The organism is Myxacorys sp., assembly GCF_059501405.1.
The window spans coordinates 18,683-38,703 of record NZ_JCACCM010000041.1; the positions used below are offsets into that span (position 1 = coordinate 18,683).

21 protein-coding genes are annotated in these 20,021 nt (G+C 48.5%); 16 read left to right on the forward strand and 5 right to left on the reverse strand.

The window, feature by feature from the left end; all coding sequences use genetic code 11:
• The first annotated feature begins 423 nt into the window (after nucleotides 1-423).
• The 4 genes from AC5I6P_RS03650 (at nucleotide 424) to AC5I6P_RS03665 (ending at nucleotide 6,794) form a co-directional block, all read left to right on the forward strand.
• Entirely contained in the window at nucleotides 424-1,518 is a 1,095-nt protein-coding gene (locus AC5I6P_RS03650) for a hybrid sensor histidine kinase/response regulator (protein WP_495692400.1), read from the forward strand.
• Between the two features lie 88 nt (nucleotides 1,519-1,606).
• Entirely contained in the window at nucleotides 1,607-3,646 is a 2,040-nt protein-coding gene (locus AC5I6P_RS03655; protein ID WP_495692401.1) for a sensor histidine kinase, read from the forward strand.
• An 888-nt stretch (nucleotides 3,647-4,534) separates the two neighbouring features.
• Nucleotides 4,535-5,011 (forward strand): MgtC/SapB family protein, encoded by a 477-nt coding sequence (locus AC5I6P_RS03660; protein ID WP_495692402.1) that lies wholly within the window; start codon nucleotides 4,535-4,537, stop codon nucleotides 5,009-5,011.
• 76 nt (nucleotides 5,012-5,087) lie between these two features.
• Nucleotides 5,088-6,794, forward strand: coding sequence for an ArnT family glycosyltransferase (locus tag AC5I6P_RS03665; RefSeq protein ID WP_495692403.1), 1,707 nt, complete (start codon nucleotides 5,088-5,090; stop codon nucleotides 6,792-6,794).
• A gap of 6 nt (nucleotides 6,795-6,800) precedes the next feature.
• Here the strand turns inward: AC5I6P_RS03665 and lspA are convergent, their stop codons facing one another.
• Nucleotides 6,801-7,256 (reverse strand): signal peptidase II, encoded by a 456-nt coding sequence (lspA, locus tag AC5I6P_RS03670; protein WP_495692404.1) that lies wholly within the window; start codon nucleotides 7,254-7,256, stop codon nucleotides 6,801-6,803.
• A gap of 4 nt (nucleotides 7,257-7,260) precedes the next feature.
• Nucleotides 7,261-7,908: a biotin transporter BioY gene (locus tag AC5I6P_RS03675; RefSeq protein ID WP_495692405.1), complete on the reverse strand. Its 648-nt coding sequence runs from the start codon at nucleotides 7,906-7,908 to the stop codon at nucleotides 7,261-7,263.
• Nucleotides 7,909-8,175: 267 nt separating this feature from the next.
• Here AC5I6P_RS03675 and bioB point away from each other — a divergent pair, with 267 nt between their 5' ends.
• Entirely contained in the window at nucleotides 8,176-9,123 is a 948-nt protein-coding gene (gene bioB, locus AC5I6P_RS03680; protein ID WP_495692406.1) for a biotin synthase BioB, read from the forward strand.
• Nucleotides 9,124-9,246: 123 nt separating this feature from the next.
• Here the strand turns inward: bioB and AC5I6P_RS03685 are convergent, their stop codons facing one another.
• Both AC5I6P_RS03685 and AC5I6P_RS03690 read right to left on the reverse strand, forming a co-directional pair.
• Nucleotides 9,247-10,509 carry a serpin family protein gene (locus tag AC5I6P_RS03685; RefSeq protein WP_495692407.1) on the reverse strand — a complete coding sequence of 421 codons (1,263 nt, stop codon included), beginning with the start codon at nucleotides 10,507-10,509 and terminating at the stop codon, nucleotides 9,247-9,249.
• Nucleotides 10,510-10,713: 204 nt separating this feature from the next.
• On the reverse strand, nucleotides 10,714-12,390 hold the full coding sequence (locus AC5I6P_RS03690) for a S8 family serine peptidase (RefSeq protein ID WP_495692408.1): 1,677 nt from the start codon (nucleotides 12,388-12,390) through the stop codon (nucleotides 10,714-10,716).
• A gap of 179 nt (nucleotides 12,391-12,569) precedes the next feature.
• On the opposite strand from AC5I6P_RS03690, the gene rpe reads away from it, so the two are divergent.
• The 10 genes from rpe to AC5I6P_RS03740 all read left to right on the forward strand — a co-directional run bounded on the left by rpe (nucleotide 12,570) and on the right by AC5I6P_RS03740 (nucleotide 18,831).
• On the forward strand, nucleotides 12,570-13,274 hold the full coding sequence (rpe, locus tag AC5I6P_RS03695; protein WP_495692409.1) for a ribulose-phosphate 3-epimerase: 705 nt from the start codon (nucleotides 12,570-12,572) through the stop codon (nucleotides 13,272-13,274).
• A 123-nt stretch (nucleotides 13,275-13,397) separates the two neighbouring features.
• Complete coding sequence (locus tag AC5I6P_RS03700) at nucleotides 13,398-13,955, forward strand: transposase (protein WP_495692410.1); 558 nt, start codon at nucleotides 13,398-13,400, stop codon at nucleotides 13,953-13,955.
• Entirely contained in the window at nucleotides 13,952-14,251 is a 300-nt protein-coding gene (locus AC5I6P_RS03705) for a hypothetical protein (RefSeq protein WP_495692411.1), read from the forward strand. The genes AC5I6P_RS03700 and AC5I6P_RS03705 overlap by 4 nt, the downstream gene beginning before the upstream one ends.
• Nucleotides 14,242-14,457 (forward strand): transposase, encoded by a 216-nt coding sequence (locus AC5I6P_RS03710; RefSeq protein WP_495692436.1) that lies wholly within the window; start codon nucleotides 14,242-14,244, stop codon nucleotides 14,455-14,457. The genes AC5I6P_RS03705 and AC5I6P_RS03710 overlap by 10 nt, the downstream gene beginning before the upstream one ends.
• A 15-nt stretch (nucleotides 14,458-14,472) precedes the next feature.
• Nucleotides 14,473-14,706: a hypothetical protein gene (locus AC5I6P_RS03715; RefSeq protein WP_495692412.1), complete on the forward strand. Its 234-nt coding sequence runs from the start codon at nucleotides 14,473-14,475 to the stop codon at nucleotides 14,704-14,706.
• 860 nt (nucleotides 14,707-15,566) lie between these two features.
• Entirely contained in the window at nucleotides 15,567-15,878 is a 312-nt protein-coding gene (locus AC5I6P_RS03720; RefSeq protein ID WP_495692413.1) for a hypothetical protein, read from the forward strand.
• Nucleotides 15,875-16,285, forward strand: coding sequence for a type II toxin-antitoxin system VapC family toxin (locus AC5I6P_RS03725; protein ID WP_495692414.1), 411 nt, complete (start codon nucleotides 15,875-15,877; stop codon nucleotides 16,283-16,285). The genes AC5I6P_RS03720 and AC5I6P_RS03725 overlap by 4 nt, the downstream gene beginning before the upstream one ends.
• 459 nt (nucleotides 16,286-16,744) lie before the next feature.
• A complete protein-coding gene (locus AC5I6P_RS03730) occupies nucleotides 16,745-17,029 on the forward strand; it encodes a hypothetical protein (protein ID WP_495692415.1) in 285 nt (94 codons plus the stop codon).
• A gap of 184 nt (nucleotides 17,030-17,213) precedes the next feature.
• Entirely contained in the window at nucleotides 17,214-18,104 is an 891-nt protein-coding gene (locus AC5I6P_RS03735) for a CNNM domain-containing protein (RefSeq protein ID WP_495692416.1), read from the forward strand.
• Nucleotides 18,105-18,153: 49 nt separating this feature from the next.
• Nucleotides 18,154-18,831, forward strand: a complete 678-nt coding sequence (locus AC5I6P_RS03740) for a Uma2 family endonuclease (protein ID WP_495692417.1) — start codon at nucleotides 18,154-18,156, stop codon at nucleotides 18,829-18,831.
• On the opposite strand, the gene AC5I6P_RS03745 is transcribed toward AC5I6P_RS03740, so the two are convergent.
• Complete coding sequence (locus tag AC5I6P_RS03745) at nucleotides 18,828-19,217, reverse strand: tautomerase family protein (protein ID WP_495692418.1); 390 nt, start codon at nucleotides 19,215-19,217, stop codon at nucleotides 18,828-18,830. The genes AC5I6P_RS03740 and AC5I6P_RS03745 overlap by 4 nt on opposite strands.
• Before the next feature lie 239 nt (nucleotides 19,218-19,456).
• Here AC5I6P_RS03745 and AC5I6P_RS03750 point away from each other — a divergent pair, with 239 nt between their 5' ends.
• Nucleotides 19,457-19,948 carry a GNAT family N-acetyltransferase gene (locus AC5I6P_RS03750; RefSeq protein WP_495692419.1) on the forward strand — a complete coding sequence of 164 codons (492 nt, stop codon included), beginning with the start codon at nucleotides 19,457-19,459 and terminating at the stop codon, nucleotides 19,946-19,948.
• The last annotated feature ends 73 nt before the right edge of the window (nucleotides 19,949-20,021 follow it).

Here is a 20,021-nt window from a genome sequence, read left to right on the forward strand (position 1 = left end):
TTGATGACTTCAGATCTACAGCTACTTTTCAATTTGTATAATCAAGGCATCAGGGTAAGTTAGCAGAACCGACGACCAAGCTACACACTGTCACATATGTTCTACCTTTCAGTAGCGATCAATTGATAATGATTTTGGCTACGCGGCGTATAGACAGCATTAGATTTAGTCAGGTGTAGCACTAGATATTTAATACGAGAAATAATCAAACAAATAGCGTTTTATAGCGAAATTTTTATTGAGGCAACTTTAGTAAAAATACATATTATCTACCACCCTATTTAGCTGGAACTGCGCATTCTGTTGAGTTCTAACCATAGAGCGTTAGGCATCATACGGCTTAACCAGGCCATTGATATACGCTAAATTTCTACTGCACTCTTAACAAAAAGCGCTATGAGCTTGAGAGAATGAGGCGATCTGATGAAGATTTTAGTGATTGAAGATGAGAAAGATGTTCGGCTGAATATTATAGAAATTTTGGCGTCTGGTGGCTTCGACTCAATCTATGCAGAAACGGGTTTAACCGGCATTGAGTTAGCAAAGGAAACGGCTCCAGATTTAATTATTTGCGATATTAAAATGCCCAATTTTGATGGCTATAGTGTCTTGCAAGAACTGCGGCAAGAGCAGTCCACCAGTATGATTCCGTTTATCTTCTTGACGGCAAAAGCAGACAAAGCCGAAATTCGTCAAGGCATGAATTTGGGAGCTGATGACTATCTCACAAAACCGTTTCGCCGAACAGAATTATTAGAGACGATCGCCGCTCGTCTCAAACGCCATAGTGCTCAGCTAGATATTCAAAAAAAGGTTAAAGAACTTCGAGACATTAATAACCAAAAGGACGATTTTGTCACTACCATTACTCACGATCTGAGAGCGCCGCTTACAACCATTAAAGTTGCTCTGCAATTGATGGAGGCTATGCCCAACAATCGCAAGCAATATACAGAGATCGCGCTAGCGGCTTGCACTCAAGGAGAGGAACTCATTCAGAATTTGCTCGATTTATATCAGTTAGAGTCGGGTGAGACGTTAGCAGCATCTGAACCGTTGAACATTAGAGAACAGCTGCGCAAGCTCGGCGAGTCTTTTCAGGTGAGATCGCGCGAATGTCACCAAGTTTTGAAGCTCGATATTCCCGATGACTTGCCCATCATTGTGGCAGATAGCGTTAGTTTACAAAGAATCTTTGTCGAACTCCTTAATAATGCTTGCAAATACACTCCAAGCCGGGGAGAAATTGTGTTTAGAATCGAAGCGAATTCAGAAGAACCCGTCCCTATGCTAAACATTACGATCGCGAATCAGGCTGAGATTCGGACTAAAGATCTGCCCCACATTTTTGATAAATTTTATCGAGTTCCGGGCAGCGATCGCTGGCAAAAAGGTGGCACAGGACTGGGTCTGGCATTAGTTAAAAAACTAATCGAGCAGTTGCAAGGAACGATCCAAGTCAGCAGTCAAGACGGTTGGACGACATTCAAAATCAAACTTCCCTACGAAACTCTTTAAGCAAGCTTTAAAGTGTAGACCGAAAAAAATCTACTTCTAACTTTTATAAGCAAGAATCTAGGCATAAGCGCAGTAGTGACAATGAGCTATGCAGGAAGACGAACAGCAGAAGTTACAGCAACAGTTACAGCAACGCAATGCCGAACTAGAAAATCTGGTTCAAACCCTCAAAGCTCAATTACAAGCAACGTCGCTGCCCCTAGTTACGGATTCTAGCGGCACCGCCAATGAACAAGATCAGGCACAGAAAGCCCTGCAGCGCCTCAACTTTCATGTCAACAATTCACCTTTTGCAGTGATCGAATGGGATCAAGAGTTGCGGGTCACACGATGGTCGCGAGAAGCCGAAAGCCTTTTGGGCTGGAGTGCTCATGAAGTATTGGGCAAACGGTTTGGAAGCTGGAAATTTGTGGTTCGGGAAGACTTTAAGAGCGTTGACCCGACGCTCGCAGCCCTGCTCAGCGGACAAGTGACGCGCAACGTCTGCTATAACCGCAACTACACGAAAACTGGGGAAATCATCCACTGCGAATGGTACAACTCGGTTTTATTTGACGAGTCTGGCGAACGGGCGTCAATCATGTCCCTAGTGTTGAATGTGGGCGATCGCGAGCAAGCCGCAGAAGAACTGCGCGAAAGCGAAGAGCGCTTCCGACAACTCGCAGAAAATATCCAGCAAATCTTCTGGATGTATGACTTTGAAGAACAGAAGCTAATCTACATCAGTCCGGTATGCCAACAGGTAATCGGCTACGAGAATGAACGCTGTTACGACAAGTCCCTAGAGTTTTGGCTAGGACACGTACGCCAGGACGACTTACCTCAAGTCATGAAAGCCAGTCGGCAAGCAGTCCGGGGCAAACCTGCCGAAGTGACTCTTCGCTTCACCAAACCGGACGGGGCAGAACGATGGCTCTTAGCGCGGGCGTTTCCGGTGCGAAATGCAGCAGGGCGTGTCTATCGAATCGCCGGAATTGCAGAAGATATTAGCGATCGCAAAGAGCAAGAACGCCGCCTCCGGTTGCTCGAATCGGTCGTGGTCAACGCCAACGATGCGGTTGTGATTACCGAAGCAGAACCCGTAGAACCACCCGGACCCAAAATCATCTACATTAATGACGCCTTTACCCGCATGATGGGTTATCGATCTGAAGAAGTAATCGGCAGAACGCCGCGCATTCTGCAAGGACCGAAAACCGATTGGGGGGAATTGAAGCACATTCGGACGGCGCTGAAGCATTGGGAACCAGCGCTGGCAGAATTAGTGAACTATCACAAAGACGGCTCAGAAGTCTGGATCGAACTCAGTATTTTTCCCGTCACTGACCAAACCGGGCACTATACCTATTGGGTCGGACTGCAACGAGACATTACCCAGCGCAAGCAAGCAGAGGTGGAAAGGCAAAAAGCCCTCGATCAAGAACGGGAACTGAGCGAACTAAAATCCCGGTTTGTTTCGACCGCCTCTCACGAATTCCGAACGCCGTTGAGTACCATTCTCTCGTCAGCCGATTTACTGGAGTTTTATTTAGGAAATTGCACAGTCGAGAAGCAGCGTGAACATATTGAGCGCATTCAAGGGGCAGCGCTGAATATGAACAATTTGCTTAGTGATGTGCTGGTGATTGAACGAGCGGAAGCCAAGTTTGAACCGACAGAGCTAGATTTACACTTGTTTTGTCAGGAACTAGTGGACGAGATGCGGATCAATGATCAAGATCAGCATCGCTTCGAGTTGTATGTCCAGGCAACGGGGGGAGAAACTCAAGCGCGGATGGACAATAAGCTGCTGAGGCAGATTCTGACCAATCTGCTCTCCAATGCGCTGAAATATTCCCCCGCTGGAACCACCGTTTATCTGAGGCTTGAATGCGATCGCACCGCTGCAAAGTTTGAAGTCAAAGACGAAGGTATTGGCATTCCGCCCGAAGATCAAGGCCGCCTGTTTGAGCCATTCCATCGCGGAACCAATGTTGGCGCAGTATCGGGCAATGGATTAGGGTTAGCGATCGTCAAGCAGTCGGTGGATGCTCATGGGGGGCAGATTGCGATCGCGAGTTATGAAAAAGGGACAACCATCTGTGTGACGTTGCCCCTTCAGCCTAAAGACTACAGCAATGTTGAATAAAAAGTAGATTTCTGGCAGAAATCCGTTGATCGTCGAGCGAATAATAAATGGTGGAATGAAATCTGTGACTACCGTCTTTGTATTGTCCTTAAAACTTGTGTTGCGTTGAAATTTATATTTTCTTTGAAGGTTGTTGTCTTTGATCCGTTGTCAGGGAGATGTTCAAACCATCTGCTTAAAATCTCAAGCTCTAGACATTACTGGGTTGGCAGCGCGCTCCTTCAAGATAGAAGGTTTAGGCAAATTATCTCCTTGATAAACACTCGTAGAAAGGCTCCTAGAGAGAGATACCAAATCTGGCATCTCTTGCCAACAGTGAGTGCAGAACCAATATACTCTTCCTTGGCGAGCATGGCGTAGGAGTTTGCTTGAGCAACAGGGACATTCAGACACGGTATTAAATCCCAATTTCTTGAAAGTGTTTCTAAATCAGAGAGACGTGTTAAGAAGGTGTTTCATGCCTCTTTCATGACTCTATTTCTAACATTAAGGCTTGCAGGGATCATCCGCCATAAGGCACTTACCCGTTTCTTGGGTAGGTTTCCCCACTGAACGTATTAACTTTTGCACTGATTTTTTTAGCCGTATAAATACATTTCTTCAATCTCATTCTTTAACCTAAATTGATAGAAATGTAACGAGGATAAGTTAGAACAGTTTTCGTCGCTTTGAGGAATTGAAAGTCGTTGATTTTGTCCCTTCGACTTCGCAGATTCAGCTCGCAAATGTAACGAACTGTAGCAAATAGTCTGAAGGCAACGGCTCAGTAGACCAGCTACCGATCACTCATTTCTTGGTGTAGAAAGTCTAAAAGTGGATGATGTGCCATTCTCGGATTAGAAACGTTTATAATTCTCTTTCTGATTGTTTGTATCATCTTCGAGATTCATGCTCACGTCTTCAAATCCCTCTCATAACTTGATTGATTTATTGTTGCGATTAATGTTAGCGATCGCCGCTGGAGGAAGCATTGGGTGGAATCGTGAGAAACGCCACAAGGCTGCTGGTTTGCGAACCCACATTTTAGTGAGTTTAGGAGCAGCGCTGTTTGTATTGATTCCATTGCAATTGAACCTAGATTCGATGGGTGAGAGCGTTAGCCGTGCCATCCAAGGGATTGCGGCAGGCGTTGGATTTTTAGGGGCTGGAGAAATTTTGCATACCAAGCGTCCTGATACAAATGAGCAAAGAGCTAAAGGGCTCACCTCCGCCGCCGCGATTTGGGTAACGGCGGCCTTGGGTGCAGTGGGGGGTTGCGGATTGTGGGAGCTTGCGATCGCAGGCACTTTTTTCACGTTGTTAACCCTGGAAGGATTGAAAAAAGTTGAGCAGCGCTCCAGTCGCTACGACAATCCAGAAGATTGACCGAAAAGAGGCAAAATATATTGAGTAGGAAAATACCGAGAAACTGCTCTAGGTGTTGTCAAACGAGTAAGAACGAATGAATCGGGAAATTTCTACGGATGGCGCTTATGTCAGAAGAACGCCTCCTGATCAGGATTGGATTGATCCAGTTTGGACAGTTGGGCTACTGCTGGGTGCAGTAATTTTGCTAACCGTAAACTTGGGGAGCTTGCCTCTGCGAGATTGGGACGAGGGAATTGTCGCTCAGGTCGCGCGGGAGATGGTGCGCTCGCCGTTTGATTCACTCACCTGGCTCTACCCCAAAGAAATAGGCGGAAACCCCTATTTCAACAAACCGCCTCTGATTCACTGGTTAGTTGCCCTAGCGTACCGGGCGGGTGGGATTAGCGAATGGACATCGCGATTGCCGGGAGCGCTGCTGACGGCTCTATCGGTCCCTGTGGTGTATGGGATTGGTCGAGAAGTCTTCTTTCAACGCTCGGCTGCCGTATTTGCGGCTTTGGTCTACCTGACAACGCTACCCGTGATTCGGAATGGACGCTTGGCGATGCTCGATGGGGCGGTGCTGTGCTTTTTAGTCGTTATGGTTTGGTGTGTGCTGCGATCGCGGCGCGATTTGCGTTGGGGACTCGGCGTTGGTATTAGTTTCGGGTTGATTTGCCTCACTAAAGGAATTCTAGGGTTTTTGCTCGGCGCGATCGCTCTTGGGTTTCTGGCGTGGGATACTCCGCGCCTGCTGGCATCCGGGTATCTGTGGGGCGGTTTTCTGCTGGGTTGCGTTCCGGTGGCCTCGTGGTACGGCGCACAGATTCAACACTACGGACAAACCTTTATTGACGCGCATCTGCTGAATCAGTCGCTGAAGCGCATTTCAGACAAGGTAAGCAACAATCAGGGTCCAACTTGGTTTTATGGGTTAGAGATTCTCAAGAATGGCGTGCCCTGGGTCTTGTTTTTGCCATCTGGATTTCGTTACGCCTGGGAGAACCGGAACTTAGGCTGGGCAAAGCTGGTGTTAATTTGGAGCGGCCTTTATTTTGGTGTGATCTCGGTGATGCAAACGAAATTGCCGTGGTATGTGTTGCCAATCTATCCGGCACTCGCTTTAGTTGTTGGAGCGCAACTCAATCGCATGTGGATACCGCTGACAGCCGCACTCCGGCAATACCGTCGCATTGCTCATGCCGGAGTTTGGGCAACTTGGTTTGGGGTGCTAGCGATCGCGGCTTGGGGTCTCTGTGCGTTCTACACCTTCTCTTCTCCATTCCAATCGGATGTCCAGTTGATCTTTGCAACGCTGGCGCTCACCCTCACGGTCACCACGATCCTCATTCTGCGGCACGATACTCAATTCATCGCTTGTCTCATCTGGGGGATGTACTTGACGCTACTCACCTTTGTGATGTCAAATAACTGGGTTTGGGAGTTAGAAGAAGCCTATCCGGTTAAGCCTGTGGCGGCGATAGTGAACCAATTTACCCCCCGGAAGCAGATCATCTACACGTCCTATCCTTACAATCGCCCCTCGCTCAATTTCTATAGCGATCGTCGGGTATTCCCAATTTCGGAGACAGAGATCAAAGAGCGTTGGCGGGAAGACGTTCAGCCCTACTTTTTGCTGGAGTCTACTTGGCTAGAAAAGTTACCGCCCAGAGAACGGCAAGTATTGGCAGCCCAAGGAAAGTGGATATTGGTAGTCCGAAGAACTAGCCGCTTCTTTGCACCCAAGATCATTGCCCTCCATCCACAAAAGTCTGATTTTGAAAAGTTTGATCTTGATTAGAAGGCGCTATTTCTGCTCAGTTTTTAGGAACGTTGCAATGATCAAACAAACAATGCCAACGTTAATGAAAACATCCGCTAAATTAAACACCGGAAAATTAATCAGTCGAACATCAATGAAATCGACCACATGACCTAACACAAAGCGATCGATGCCATTTCCCAGTGCGCCGCTCAGAATAAACCCGTATCCGAACTGTTCCCACCGGGGAAACCGAGGACCAAACCACGCCATTGCCATCAAGCCGAGGCTCACCGCCAGCGAAAGCCAGCGCAACCAAATGCTGCCCGAAAATAGACTAAACGCTGCGCCTTTGTTGACGACATACGTGAAGTGAAAAACGTCTGGAATTAGGGGAATCGACTGGAGTAAAACTAGCGTTTTTACCACCCAAAGTTTGGTGATTCGATCGAGAATTAACCCCGCGATCGCTGCGAGCCAAAAAAAGCGATTTTTGAGCATGAACCTAGTAAAACATGACACGTCTGAGGCAATAGGCCAGCACTGCGATCGCGCAAATCACCGCTAATTGTCCTGGTAGCAGATTAACAGAATACGTCATCAGTGCCTTTGTAAAGGGCATAGAAGCAGCATCAATCCACTTCAAGAGATAACTCAATATTAGATAAGCGATGCCGACAATGTGAATCACAATCACACCGCACAGTCCGCTAAATGCTAGCGACTCCAAGCGAGGCGGTGCTTTAAACGCAATGTATCCACAGACCCAAGCTGCCGGAACAAACCCAAGCAAGTAGCCAAAACTCGGTTCTGTCAGATACTGCATTCCCCCGCCTTGAGAGAACACCTGAAATCCGGCCAAGCCAAGCGAGAGATAGGCAATCTGTGACATTACCGCCGCATTCCGACCGCCCAAGCATCCGACCAGCATCACCGCACCAATTTGATAACTCACACCCAAAAAATGCAGAGGCACCTGCCCGTTTGCCCACGTCCAAGGCACTCCTGTTGTAGATGCTTTTAATAACGTCCCACCGATCGTTAGCAGCAGCCCAATCAACGCCCATAGCAACTCCGTCAGCGTAATCCTAAAACGCTGTGATTTAGCAGGAGCGCGGCGGCGACGACGAGAAGGAGACGGTTTCATAGCCATGGCATTGTACACCACGAGTTGGAAAGCAGGGCGATTTGTGTAGAGAGGGAAGAGAGATGAATCAGCAGGGAGGGATGAGGGATGAAAATTTAAGCACGTGAACCCAAAAAACTTGTATTGGACTCTCCGATTCCTCGAAAAAATCGGAGAGCTTTGCCCAAGGGAGACGCAAATCATTCTGTCTCTCTACCTGTCTTCTCTACCTATGGTGTTGCTTTAAGGAGCTTAATCATTGATGATCAAAAGCTGTAGTTGTTTATCGCGCTCATGGTTGCCAACTTCACGACTCTCGACCGAATTACCCACATTTATGAACAACCATTGCCCGATCTGCTGTTTGAAGCCCAACGGATTCATCGGGAGCATCATGATCCGCGTGCAGTCCAGATGTGTACCTTAAGCAGTATCAAAACGGGTGCATGTCCTGAAGATTGTGGGTATTGTGCTCAGAGTGCCCACCACAGCACCGGGCTGCAACCCGAGCCGTTGATGAACATAGCTGACGTGCTGGAAGATGCAAAAGCCGCGAAAGCCGCAGGCTCAACCCGGTTTTGTATGGGGGCAGCTTGGCGAGAAATTCGGGATGGGGCGCAGTTCGATCGCGTTTTAGACATGGTGCGACAAGTGGCAGCGATGGAGATGGAAGTTTGCTGCACGTTGGGAATGCTAAAACCTCATCAAGCCCAACAACTCAAAGAAGCTGGATTAACGGCTTACAATCACAACTTAGATACGTCACCGAGCTATTACGACAAAATTATTTCCACTCGCACCTATAAAGACCGACTTGATACGATTCGGGCCGTGAGTGATGCTGGAATCTCAGTTTGCTGTGGTGGCATTTTAGGATTAGGAGAATCGGTGCGCGATCGCTTAGAACTGTTAGAAACTCTCTGCCATCTTGATCCGCCACCTGAGTCGATTCCGATCAATTGCCTGATTCCAATTGAAGGAACTCCGCTAGAGAATGCAGTGCCGATCGATCCATTTGACATGGTGCGGATGGTTGCTACCACGCGCATTTTATTTCCGGCGGCAATGGTGCGACTCTCGGCAGGTCGAACAGAGATGAGCGATGAACTGCAAGCGATGTGTTTTTTAGCTGGAGCAAATTCAATTTTTACAGGCGCAAAGTTGTTGACAGCAGCAAATCCAGAGCGATCGCACGACGAACAACTGCTCGATCGCCTAGGCATGATTCCCAAACCGCTTTAAGCCAAAGGTAGTGAATGATTTCTGAATCTCAATCTATAATCTGACGCGATCGCGCTAGTAGTCTGTCACGTCTGGATCGATGTGTTTGGAAGAAGCACTACCGTTTTATCAATGTTTTATCAGTTAGGAATTAGGATTAACAATTGATCCCATAAACAGAATTTCGCCTGTTTTGTTATCCCGAATTGCGCAGAAAAACGGTCGGTTAACAACCATTTCAAACGGAGGGGTTTCAACCTGAACCGAAGTAACCGTTATTCCTACCGAGGTCACTGCTGCTGCTTCAGTTCCTTCTTCATTCACTTCTACAAATGTTTTATGTTTTACTTCATCAATGTTAGTTGTAGCATTGCTAAGGTTAGAGAAATTAGCCTTTGATCGGTCAAACGCAACTCCCATTCCTAATGCAGATAGCGCCTCTTTTAACTCAGTGTCGTAAGATAGCTTGAATCGTGGAATTTGAATTGATCCTTGGCGTTGACTAAACTGCTCCATCCAAGTTTGCCAATTCTTCTCGGTCAACGTTTTATAGAATGTTGACAAGTTCGATTTTTCATTAGGCAAAAAGACATAAAGGCTCATTTGTTCGCTGCCGTAGGGTAAGCTAACCGCCTGAAACTGCTCGTTTTCGTAGTAGCGGTATTTGCCTTTTTGCTGCATCAACGGATGCTGCTTCTGCGTTCCATCTGCTAAGTAGAATGGACGGGTTTTGGTTTGCTTCTTATCAAACTCGTCTGTCCACTTGCCTTTGAAATAAACGGCGTTGAGCAAAAACATGACTTGATCGGATCGGATCTGCTCAACAATCTGGCTAATTCTGCCGCGAGTACTTTCTTTAACCCAATTATTAATTTCGCCAGGGGCAGCCGCAGAATTAAAGTCTAACGTTTTAACGTTTGCATTGTAAAAAGTTTGATTGCGATCGATAAATCCAGAATTAAACGAAACTCCCTCTCGTGCCCACAGCGAATTCGCGATCGCAATTTGCACACTCGGATCGGCATTCTCTAAACCAGTTTTCAAATCTGCATTTGCCTGGTTCAATTCGCTTAAACTCAACCCTTGGATTTGCAGCGCTTTTGCCATTGCCTTCTGCGTTTCGCCGCTTGCGCCGTTATAGGTCATCGACAGCGCGATCGCAACACTCGACGGCGACACAAACACATTGTCCTGACCGTCTTGCTTCAAAATTTCTGAAAATAACTTGAATCCAAATTGCGTATTTGCCTTGACTAGTTTGGGGTTCACCTGCTGCGATTTCCTCTCCTGCTTTACGGTTGGAGGAGATGGCGTTGATTTTGCCGCATCCGAGCAGCCTAAAGAACTCAATGCGACGATCGCTGCAATTAAAACAACCCCAACTCTTGGCAACATTCGCAATTCCATATCGTTCAACCTAGTTCTGCACGCTCTAAACTATTAAGCCCAAGAAAAAGTCGTAATCCGTAAAGATTGTGGTTTTCGCTACAAGCCGGATTACGGATTACGAATGTTACTGACCTTTTCGTGTGCGGGCACCCTGTTAACTCACACTTTAACGTTGCCCTAGTTAAACCAAAGCAGTGGTTACAGTTTTTGAGACACTGGATTTTAAAACACTGGAACTGTCCACCATGCCAATCCATAAGACTGGGTGGGCTGATTCACCTGTTGGCGAAAGACGACGCGAATTTTGTAACGCCCAGTTTGAGGAACTTGCTGAAAGATGTGTTCTACATTGTCGATCGCGCTGACCGACGACCAGATGCTTCGTCTAGCGTCCGTATCTTCGGCTTTCATAAGATAAAGATCGAGATTATTGAGACCGCGATCGCGGAAATTCTCTCCCACGTCATACTCGCCATTTCGATTTTTATCGTTCAGTTCAACCCAGCGATCCCACGTCAATGTGGCTGACACGTAGCTTCCCTGCCGAAGCGGTTTTTCTAGCACATAGTCTTGATAATTTTGAGAGGACGCGCGTCCTGAAGGCGTTCCTAAGCCCACTTTGCCATAGTCCCACGCGATCGCCGGTACAGGCTGAGTTGGGTTCCATTTTCCTGCACTAAACTGCTGATAGGCCCGAAAGGCGTTCAGTTGCCCGGCTCCCATTTGAATATTCAGCGGGATTTTCGGATTCTTATACGCATCAGAATCCGTCCAGATCCGATTGTTTTTCTCCAAAATGGTTCGCGTCATTCCCAACATCAAGCCGTTGCCACTATCTTTAAGCTTGTCAGCAGAATTCATCAGAACAGCTTTCATGACTTCATGGCGACGCGCATCAGTTGTCCAGGGAGCCTTGCAGCCAGCGCCCCGTTTGCAGCTTTGGCGGACGTTGCGATCGCCAAATTCTTGCAGAAGCGCCACCGTTCCAGTAACATGCGGAGCCGCAAAGCTCGACCCAACTTGATTCAGTTCATCTCCTTTCAAACTAGCGACCGCAATTTTAGTTCCGGGAGCCGCCAGCGAGATCGAGCGGCGTCCTCCCAAACTTGTTTCAACTCCATCATTACGTTTAAGAATGCTAGGAGCAACATCACCGATATTGGAGAAATCAATTTTTGCAAACAGCTTTTCCAATCGGCGTGTAAATGAAATGGTCATGCCATTGTAATTGTCCGTTGGAATCGGAATTCCGCCCTTCCCTTGATTCCCCGCGACAACGTAAAGCACATCATGAACTCTCGCAGACCAATCCACACATTGCGTTAAAAGCGCATTTCCATCTAGTTTGGGATTGGGCCGTGGATCTTGTTGTAGAGCTTCTCCAAAGCTAAAGTTAATCGCCCGCACATCTCCTCCGTTCTGCATCGCCACATGCTCGGCGGAGCGACATTCTTCTGCTTGCCCGCCCCGTTGGGGAGTCGCTGCCGCCGAGGAATATAGTTTCGCGCTCGGAGCCACACCGCGCACCGCTTTACTATCTCCGATCATCACACTCGCTACTTGGGCTGCATGAGTATCGAGATTGGCATTCCCTTTTGCAGGTTGGTCGCGGTAGAAGGCTCGCGCCAACGCCACAACCCGATTCCGACTTGCTGCCTTATCGACGCCAAACTGCCCCGGACGCCCGATTTCAACTTGCCCGATCGCGATCTTTTGCCCAGTCAGTCGGTAGGGCGGAGACTGCAACTTCAACGCATCAATGCCGTCTTGCCCGATCGATGAGTCTTGCACCAGCACGCTGTAAGCAGGAACTCCGCCCAACACAACGACTCCTACAATCCCAATTCCTAGCTGCCCAACTCCTAGCCGCCCAACTCCTAGCCAAAATCCTCTCACCATCTTCGTTTCCCCGTCATACCACTCTCTATTTTCACTCGATCCCCTCAACCCGATTTCCCAAACTTCAAATTAGGTATTTCTTCCTAAAGATTTCTCAAGTTCTGGCTAAGTTATGAGAGAAAAGATTCACAATTTGTTAAACTAATTACAACTTTTGGAACCCAAGGGGACTAGCCATCATGACTCAATCGTCCAAGAAGCCGATTGTCGTTGCGCCATCGATTCTATCTGCTGATTTCAGTCGTTTAGGAGAAGAGATCCGGGCTGTCGATGCCGCCGGAGCAGATTGGATTCACGTTGATGTAATGGATGGTCGCTTTGTCCCCAACATTACGATCGGTCCCTTGATTGTGGAAGCGATTCGTCCGGTTACCCAAAAGCCGCTAGACGTTCACCTAATGATCGTTGAGCCAGAGAAATATGTTGGCGATTTTGCGAAAGCAGGCGCAGATCATATCTATGTTCACGCTGAGCATAATGCCTCACCTCACCTGCACCGGACACTTGGACAAATTAAAGAGTACGGAAAAAAAGCGGGCGTTGTTCTCAATCCGGGTAGCCCGTTGGAATTGATCGACTACGTGCTTGAACTGTGCGACCTCGTGCTGATTATGAGCGTCAACCCAGGATTTGGAGGTCAAAGCTTTATTCCTGGTGTCCTGCCCAAGATCCGTAAGTTAAGACAGATGTGTGATGAGCGCGGTCTTGATCCGTGGATCGAAGTCGATGGTGGTTTGAAAGGGAATAACACTTGGCAAGTAATTGAAGCGGGAGCGAATGCGATCGTAGCGGGTTCCGCTGTATTCAATGCCCCGGATTATGCCACTGCGATCGAAGAAATCCGCAACAGCAAGCGTCCCGCACAAGAGTTAGCGGCGGTCTAATTACGACAACTTAATTTTAGAGACAGGTTGCTTCATAGGCAGCCTGTCTTTTTAGTTTTATTTCTCGACGTTAATCCATTTGTGACAACTTAAGAGAAGCAAGCTTTTGTCAAGGGGGCGGGAGTGGTAGATTGGCGACATGGGAAAACGCGCCTACCGCAATCGAGACCACATCCGCCGCCGAAATTCAGCAGCGAGGCCGTGGAAGCGTATTTGCATGAGTTGTTGGGTCCAGCCGTTTACAGCCAACTGAATGCCTATCGACAGCTGGGACTACGAGAGCGAATTCTGAGTTTGCCGCTGATGGTCGCGGCGGTATTGATGTTGCTGTGGCGACAAGTGCCCTCGGTGCATGAATTGACTCGGGTGTTAAACCGGAAGAACTTGCTATGGGCAACAGCAACCCAGGTGTCTCAGCAAGCGTTAGACAAACGCTTGTTAACGTTTCCAGCCATCTTGTTTGAGCAGGTGTTGATGCAATTGCTGTCGTTACTCAAGGAACGGTGGCAGGTTCGTCAACAGCGTCCCTTGCCTGCCAGTATTGCTTGGAGCCACAACCACTTCGGGCAGATTGAGGTGGTCGATGGTTCTACCCTTGAAACGCTGTTTCGCAAGTTGGAGAGCCTGCAAGATGAGCCAGCTCGGTTAGCAGGCAAGCTTTACCCGTGGTGGACTGAGTGACGCAGTTGCCCGTCAAGATCTGGCTAGAGGAGAAGCCCTTTCTCAACGACACGGTGGTCTGGAGCCATCTGTTGGCTCTGAGTCCACCGAGGACCCTCCTGATTTTAGACCGGGACTTTTACGACTTTGGGCAATTTGCGGCACTCGTCGAGCAGGGGGCGGCTTGGCTGACTCGACTGAAGCACAACGCCCGTTACCGAGTGCTCGAACCCCTCACCAGCACCCCTAACCTCAAAGACCAAATATCTGTTTGGGACATGGCAGAGGTAATAGTCCGACCTACACGGTGCGCTTAGTCGAGATCCCGCATGGCCACACGTGGTATCGCTACATTACCTCTGTGCTCTCGCCGCACCCGCTGCCGCCCTATGTTGTTGCCGATCTCTATGGACGACGTTGGCAGATTGAAACCGCCTTTGGGTTGGTCAAACGGCTGTTGGGATTGTCTTACCTCTGGACCGGCTCGTTCAATGGCGTCAAACTCCAAGTGTGGGCCACCTGACTGTTCTATGCCGTCTTGCTGGATTTAGCCGATGCCCTCGCGGATGAATTGTCATTGCCCACAGAACAGATTTCAGTCGAGATGCTGTTTCGGGGCTTGTATCACTTCACGGTGGCTGCCAATTGCGGCAACGCCACTGACCCCATCCGCTATTTCACAGCACCCGAAAACACAGACTTGAGAATTGTCAAAACCGTGCCGGAAGCCAAGCAGAATCAGCGTTTAGACCTCTCACCTCATCCCACTTGACGGTCGCTCCTCAACTCTAAGTTGTCACAAATGGTTCAGAGGGTGAAACGTCGCCTTCCGAACCCGAAGCTCCAAGAGCAGAACCCGAAACATCGCCTTCCGAACCAATTGACATTGCTTATTCTTGGGAACTGTGAAGCGATTAGCGCCAAGCGCAACTCCAAAAGAATCGCGGAGAATGAAGAGGACAGATGAATTCCTAAATCCGTTGAGCTGCTTGCGATTGGTTCCCGTCAAGCTCCGAAGGGCTTCGCGAAGCGAACCCCGTTGGATCACGTGACGTTGCAGCGATCGCAAATAGCTTGTAACTGAGCCGCCATCGTTACCTCTAGGCTAAACTTTCTAGCAGTAGAATCTATTTCAGTAAGAGATAAGCAGCAATAGAGAGGTGTTGATGTCATCATGAGTGCCAAAGAACAGTTGCTTAAAGAGATTGAGCAAGCCCCCGACCTACTGATTGAAGAAATTCTTGACTTTTGCCTATTCGTATAAAGAGCGTCAACAAGCCAAAGAAATGGCTAAGGCTGTCTCCCTTGACCAAGCGCGGAGCCACGAGGGCACAGTTCGCCCCACAAAGGATCACTTGGATGAACCAACAATTTGAAGCACTGGAGCTTGACATCAACAACTAATTAAGGAGAGCAACAACTAATTAAGGAGAGCAAACCGCATGAATGAAATTATTTTTTTAATGGGAGATGACCCCGAAGGTGGGTATGTTGCTCAAGCAATCGGACAATCTATCCTTACGCAATGTAATTGTCATGCTCAGTGCAAAGCACAACTGCAACACAACCAGAAACCGATCTCCACACTTGCCCCTTGCTAGAATCTGAGCAGAATCCATCATTCTAATAACCATGCAAGCCATCGAAGCCATCGGAACGATCGACGCCCACGGACACCTATCATTGGATCAACCGCTACAAGTGAGTCATTCGGGTAAAGTGCGGGTCATTGTGTTGCTATCAGATAACGAGGGCACAACTTCTAATGGCAACGGAGTAGATCAAACCGAGAGTTCGCAGCAACTACCCAGTCTCCCACCCTTTCTACAGTTTGTTGAAGAAATCAGCGCCCAAGTTCCCAAAGAAGAATGGGAAAAATTACCCAGTGACCTTTCTAAAAACGTAGATCATTACCTGTATGGCTCACCAAAGGACGAGGAATGAAAACCGTCTTTGCCGATGCGGGGTATTGGATTGCAATTCTTAACCCTGCGGATAACCTTCGTGCCAAAGCTGTCAGTCTTTCCAATGCTCTAGAACCTTTTCAAATCGTGACTAGTGAAATGATCTTCACCGAAGTCTTGAATTCGTTTTCCAGACGAGAGAGTGCGTTTAGACAAGCGGCGGCTCAATTCGTCAAGCGATCGTTCAACAATCCCAGAATCGAGATTGTTGCTCAAACCAGCGACTTATTTCATCAATCGCTCAATCTTTACGAACAAAGAGCCGACAAAGACTGGAGCCATACCGATTGTGCTTCGTTCTGCATCATGCAGCAGAAAAATATCCTCGAAGCCCTGAGTCATGATCGCCACTTTGAGCAAGCTGGCTTCGTTGCTCTACTCCGTTAGCAGAAGCATCGCCCTCCAATCCTCACCTTTCGCCCTCTGATCTCGGAACTCCGACCTCCGAACCTGGAACTTCGGCTTCCGATCGCAAAACTCCGCCCCTTGAACCCGGAACTCCGCCTTCCGAACTCGGAGTTTTGCCCTCCGAACCTGGAACTTCGGCTTCCGAACCTCAAACTCCGAGATCAAAGCTTAAAACCTCGCCTTCCGAACCTGGAACTCCGCCTTCCGAACCCCAAACTCCGAGTTCAGATGCTCACTCCTGTAAACCTGTATCAAGACAGACTTGCGAAAAACGCGGTTCTCCAGTAGCCTTGTTCTTCAGTAACAACAAATATCCGGGATTAAAGCGTCACCTGAGACTGTTTGCACCAGCCCCAGGCGACTAACCCTCAAGACTGCGTACAACAGTCCGGAGGGCTAGAGGGCAGTTTATCACTCCACTAGCCACCCTGACTTGCTATGGCAAAAAAGCGAGGGGGTGGCTTTGGTTTTGGGTATCGCTTCAACCCATCTCTTCTGTGGAGTGACACAACTGCTATGACCTACAACACATCTCCGATTCAAATCAACCCCGATCCGCGTCTGCTGACGATCGTAGGGATCGGCATCCCCGAAACGGTGCAAAGCTACATCCGTGACCAACACCTGCGCGGCTATGCCAAAGTCTACGAGTGGAGCAAAGCACAACCTGCGCCCGACGGTTCCGCTAAAGTCCTGGTTGCCCTCAATCGAACGGTGGTCTAAGCCGTGTAACGGGATCTCCAAGTTCTCGAAGAAGTCAGAGATCCCGTTACGCAGTTTTGTAGTGTCCACAGACTGAGCGCTGTCACAGAATCGCGCCCTGCAAACGTGTGCCAAGCGGTACAAGTCGCTCAACCTATCCGTTTACTACACTAAAAAAGTATCTTCGTTAACCATTTGGAGTCGAGTGTTGACCCCTCTACAAACCATCGAGCTTGAAGCCGCAGAAGCACTGCTGCGATTATCTCTGTTATTGGTCTTGGTCGTAGTGATTGCCTTCTTCGTTGCCGCAGAACTCGCGATCGTGTCCGCTTCCAAAGGCGAACTCTACCGTCTCGCCAAAAATCCAGACACCCAAGCCGCCGCTCAACAGGTGCAGCACGCTCAGAGCAATCTCAAGCGCTATCTCTCGGTCACTCAGACGGGAACCACAGCAGGAAGTCTGCTCCTCGGTTGGCTCGGTGAGGGTGCAACCGTGCATTGGATTGAACCGTGGATCGCTCGACTGCCGCTGCCGCATCTACCCGCCGTGATCACGACTCACGCGATCGCAACCGCGATCGCATTTCTACTCGTCACCTATGTAGAAATCGTGTTGGGCGAACTCGTTCCCAAAGTGCTGGCGTCTCAAGCCCCAGAACGAACCGCATTACTGCTGATTCGCCCCCTCCAACTCTGTGCGTATCTCTTCTTTCCGGCACTCGTCGTTTTAGATGCAACGGTAAACGTCTTAACCGGATGGATCAATCGAAGAACAACTCCAGCGTTGCCCCAGCCCAACGCGCCCATCGTTGGAGTTGATAGCCATTCTGTAACCGTGGAAGGCGCTGTAGACTTGCAAACCCTAAACGAGCAAATCGGCATAAATCTGCCCGCAAGCGACGCTTACAAAACCGTAGCGGGCTTTATGATCCATCAGTTAGGACGGGTTCCGGCGGAGTACGATCGCGTGCAGTGGGGCGAACTCGAACTCGAAGCGGTGCGCGTCGTCGAAAATCGGTTAGAAGCCATTCTCTTACGTCAAATCACTCGTCCGTTGGGAGAAGTGGGCGAACGTGAAGCCATTTCTAACGTCTAAGTGATCAGTCCTGTACGCTAGAAGATATTGCAACTTGAGAGGAAATGCAGTGGCACTCACCGCCCAGCAACTTGCCGATCTCATGCCAGATGCAACCCAACTCGAAAGCGATGAGCCAGAAATGGAAAGCTCGTTACATTCTGCTCAGTTGTCCTTGCTGGTGTCTTGCCTAGAGTGGTGGTGGCGCACGCGACAGGACTTTTTTATTGGTGACAACCTAACCATTTATTTCAGCCGACAACAACTAAAAAACCGAGATTTTCGCGGCCCCGATTTCTTTCTCGTGAAGCAAACCCAGCGCCAACCGCGAAAATCTTGGGTCGTTTGGGAAGAGGATGGAAAGTATCCAGATCTCATTATTGAGTTACTGTCAGATTCGACCGCAGATATTGATCGTGGTTTGAAGAATCTATATCAAGACCGCTTCCGAACGCACGAATATTTCTGGTTCTCTCCAGATACCTTGGAATTTGCTAGATTCCGTTTAGTCAGCCAACGCTATCAGCCAATTACTCCAACAACGCAGGGCTTACTGTGGAGTGAAGCGCTGGATTTGTTTTTGGGGATTGATTCAGGCAAGTTGAGATATTTTCAATCGAATGGTCAACTTGTTCCTACACCTGAAGAGGACGCCTTAGCCGCGCAACAACGAGCGGATGAAGCGCAACAACGGGCAGAACGGTTGGCAGAACAACTGCGATCGCTCGGTATCGATCCGGACGCCTAAACTTCAATCTTGCCATTCAACTCCAATTCATCCCCAACCTTGCCCCGAACGCCCCAGTTGTGCTTTGAAGTTTCAGCGATCGTAATTTCAACGTCATTTGCAGCGATTCCAGCCTGCTCTGACAATCGAGAGAACAGCAGCCGAATCAAGTGCTTCTTCGCGTCTACAGTGCGCCCCTCAAACATGCTGATTTCGATAATGATGTATTTTTCAGAGCGATCGGATGGATAGATAAAATTTTCTGGTTCGAGCGGGATAAATCGATGAAACCGTTTCTCTAACGGAAACGCTAACGCATCTATACCGCAAGCATGAATCGTGTCAGAAATGACTTGACGCGACCGAGCTAGAAAGGAAGCATTCCCGTAAATCTTAATTTGTGGCATGGAGTCTCAATCCAAATCGTTCAAAATACTATCAAGTAGTAAGACTATCAAATAGTAAGCGGTTACAGGTATTGACAGTAGTCCGAGACGGTCTGTGAGAGTTTAAGGCAAAGCTTTTGTCGATCGCGGAGAGAAGCAATTTCATTTAGACTGTTGAGGCGCAGGTTTCAAAGTCAGTTTTTGAACAATTGAGTTTTGAACAGTTGAGTTTTGAACAGTTGAGTTTTGAACAATTGAGTATGGATTACGCAGTTCGAGCTTTGACCGTTGAAGATGAGCCTATCCTATGGACAATGCTGATGTACGCTGCACAGGAACCCTCACTCGAATCGGTTCAGAAGCAACCTTACCTTTCTTGTTACGTTGGCGGTTGGGGCAGAGTAGGCGATGTAGGTTTCGGTGCATTCATTAACGAAGTACCAGTTGGGGCGGTATGGCTGCGTTTATGGTCGGATAGCGACAGAGGATTTGGCTATACTGATCCGGCAATTCCAGAATTGGCAATGGCTGTGTTGCCTGAATATCGTGGGGAAGGTGTTGGAACTAAACTACTGACGCAGATTTTAGAAACAGCCCAAGATAGATTTCCTGCGGTATGTCTTAATGTTCGAGCAAACAACCCAGTTGTGGGGCTGTATCAACGAGCAGGGTTTATTAAAGTAGAGGGTAGCGACGTTGTGAATCGTACGGGTGGTATTTCGTTCAATATGATCTGTAAGTTCACTCGTTAAGTGCCTAACAAGCGAACAAGTTGATGAAGCAGACGACTGAAAGCCGCTCGTGATGAAGCCGAAACGTTTTGCC

Bases quoted from the DNA above. Each gene is read 5' to 3' on its own strand.
- AC5I6P_RS03650 (WP_495692400.1), top strand. From the start codon at position 424: ATGAAGATTTTAGTGATTGAAGATGAGAAAGATGTTCGGCTGAATATT.
- AC5I6P_RS03655 (WP_495692401.1), top strand. From the start codon at position 1,607: ATGCAGGAAGACGAACAGCAGAAGTTACAGCAACAGTTACAGCAACGC.
- AC5I6P_RS03660 (WP_495692402.1), top strand. From the start codon at position 4,535: ATGCTCACGTCTTCAAATCCCTCTCATAACTTGATTGATTTATTGTTG.
- AC5I6P_RS03665 (WP_495692403.1), top strand. From the start codon at position 5,088: ATGAATCGGGAAATTTCTACGGATGGCGCTTATGTCAGAAGAACGCCT.
- lspA (WP_495692404.1), bottom strand. From the start codon at position 7,256: ATGCTCAAAAATCGCTTTTTTTGGCTCGCAGCGATCGCGGGGTTAATT.
- AC5I6P_RS03675 (WP_495692405.1), bottom strand. From the start codon at position 7,908: ATGGCTATGAAACCGTCTCCTTCTCGTCGTCGCCGCCGCGCTCCTGCT.
- bioB (WP_495692406.1), top strand. From the start codon at position 8,176: ATGGTTGCCAACTTCACGACTCTCGACCGAATTACCCACATTTATGAA.
- AC5I6P_RS03685 (WP_495692407.1), bottom strand. From the start codon at position 10,509: ATGGAATTGCGAATGTTGCCAAGAGTTGGGGTTGTTTTAATTGCAGCG.
- AC5I6P_RS03690 (WP_495692408.1), bottom strand. From the start codon at position 12,390: ATGGTGAGAGGATTTTGGCTAGGAGTTGGGCGGCTAGGAGTTGGGCAG.
- rpe (WP_495692409.1), top strand. From the start codon at position 12,570: ATGACTCAATCGTCCAAGAAGCCGATTGTCGTTGCGCCATCGATTCTA.
- AC5I6P_RS03720 (WP_495692413.1), top strand. From the start codon at position 15,567: ATGCAAGCCATCGAAGCCATCGGAACGATCGACGCCCACGGACACCTA.
- AC5I6P_RS03725 (WP_495692414.1), top strand. From the start codon at position 15,875: ATGAAAACCGTCTTTGCCGATGCGGGGTATTGGATTGCAATTCTTAAC.
- AC5I6P_RS03730 (WP_495692415.1), top strand. From the start codon at position 16,745: ATGGCAAAAAAGCGAGGGGGTGGCTTTGGTTTTGGGTATCGCTTCAAC.
- AC5I6P_RS03745 (WP_495692418.1), bottom strand. From the start codon at position 19,217: ATGCCACAAATTAAGATTTACGGGAATGCTTCCTTTCTAGCTCGGTCG.
- AC5I6P_RS03750 (WP_495692419.1), top strand. From the start codon at position 19,457: ATGGATTACGCAGTTCGAGCTTTGACCGTTGAAGATGAGCCTATCCTA.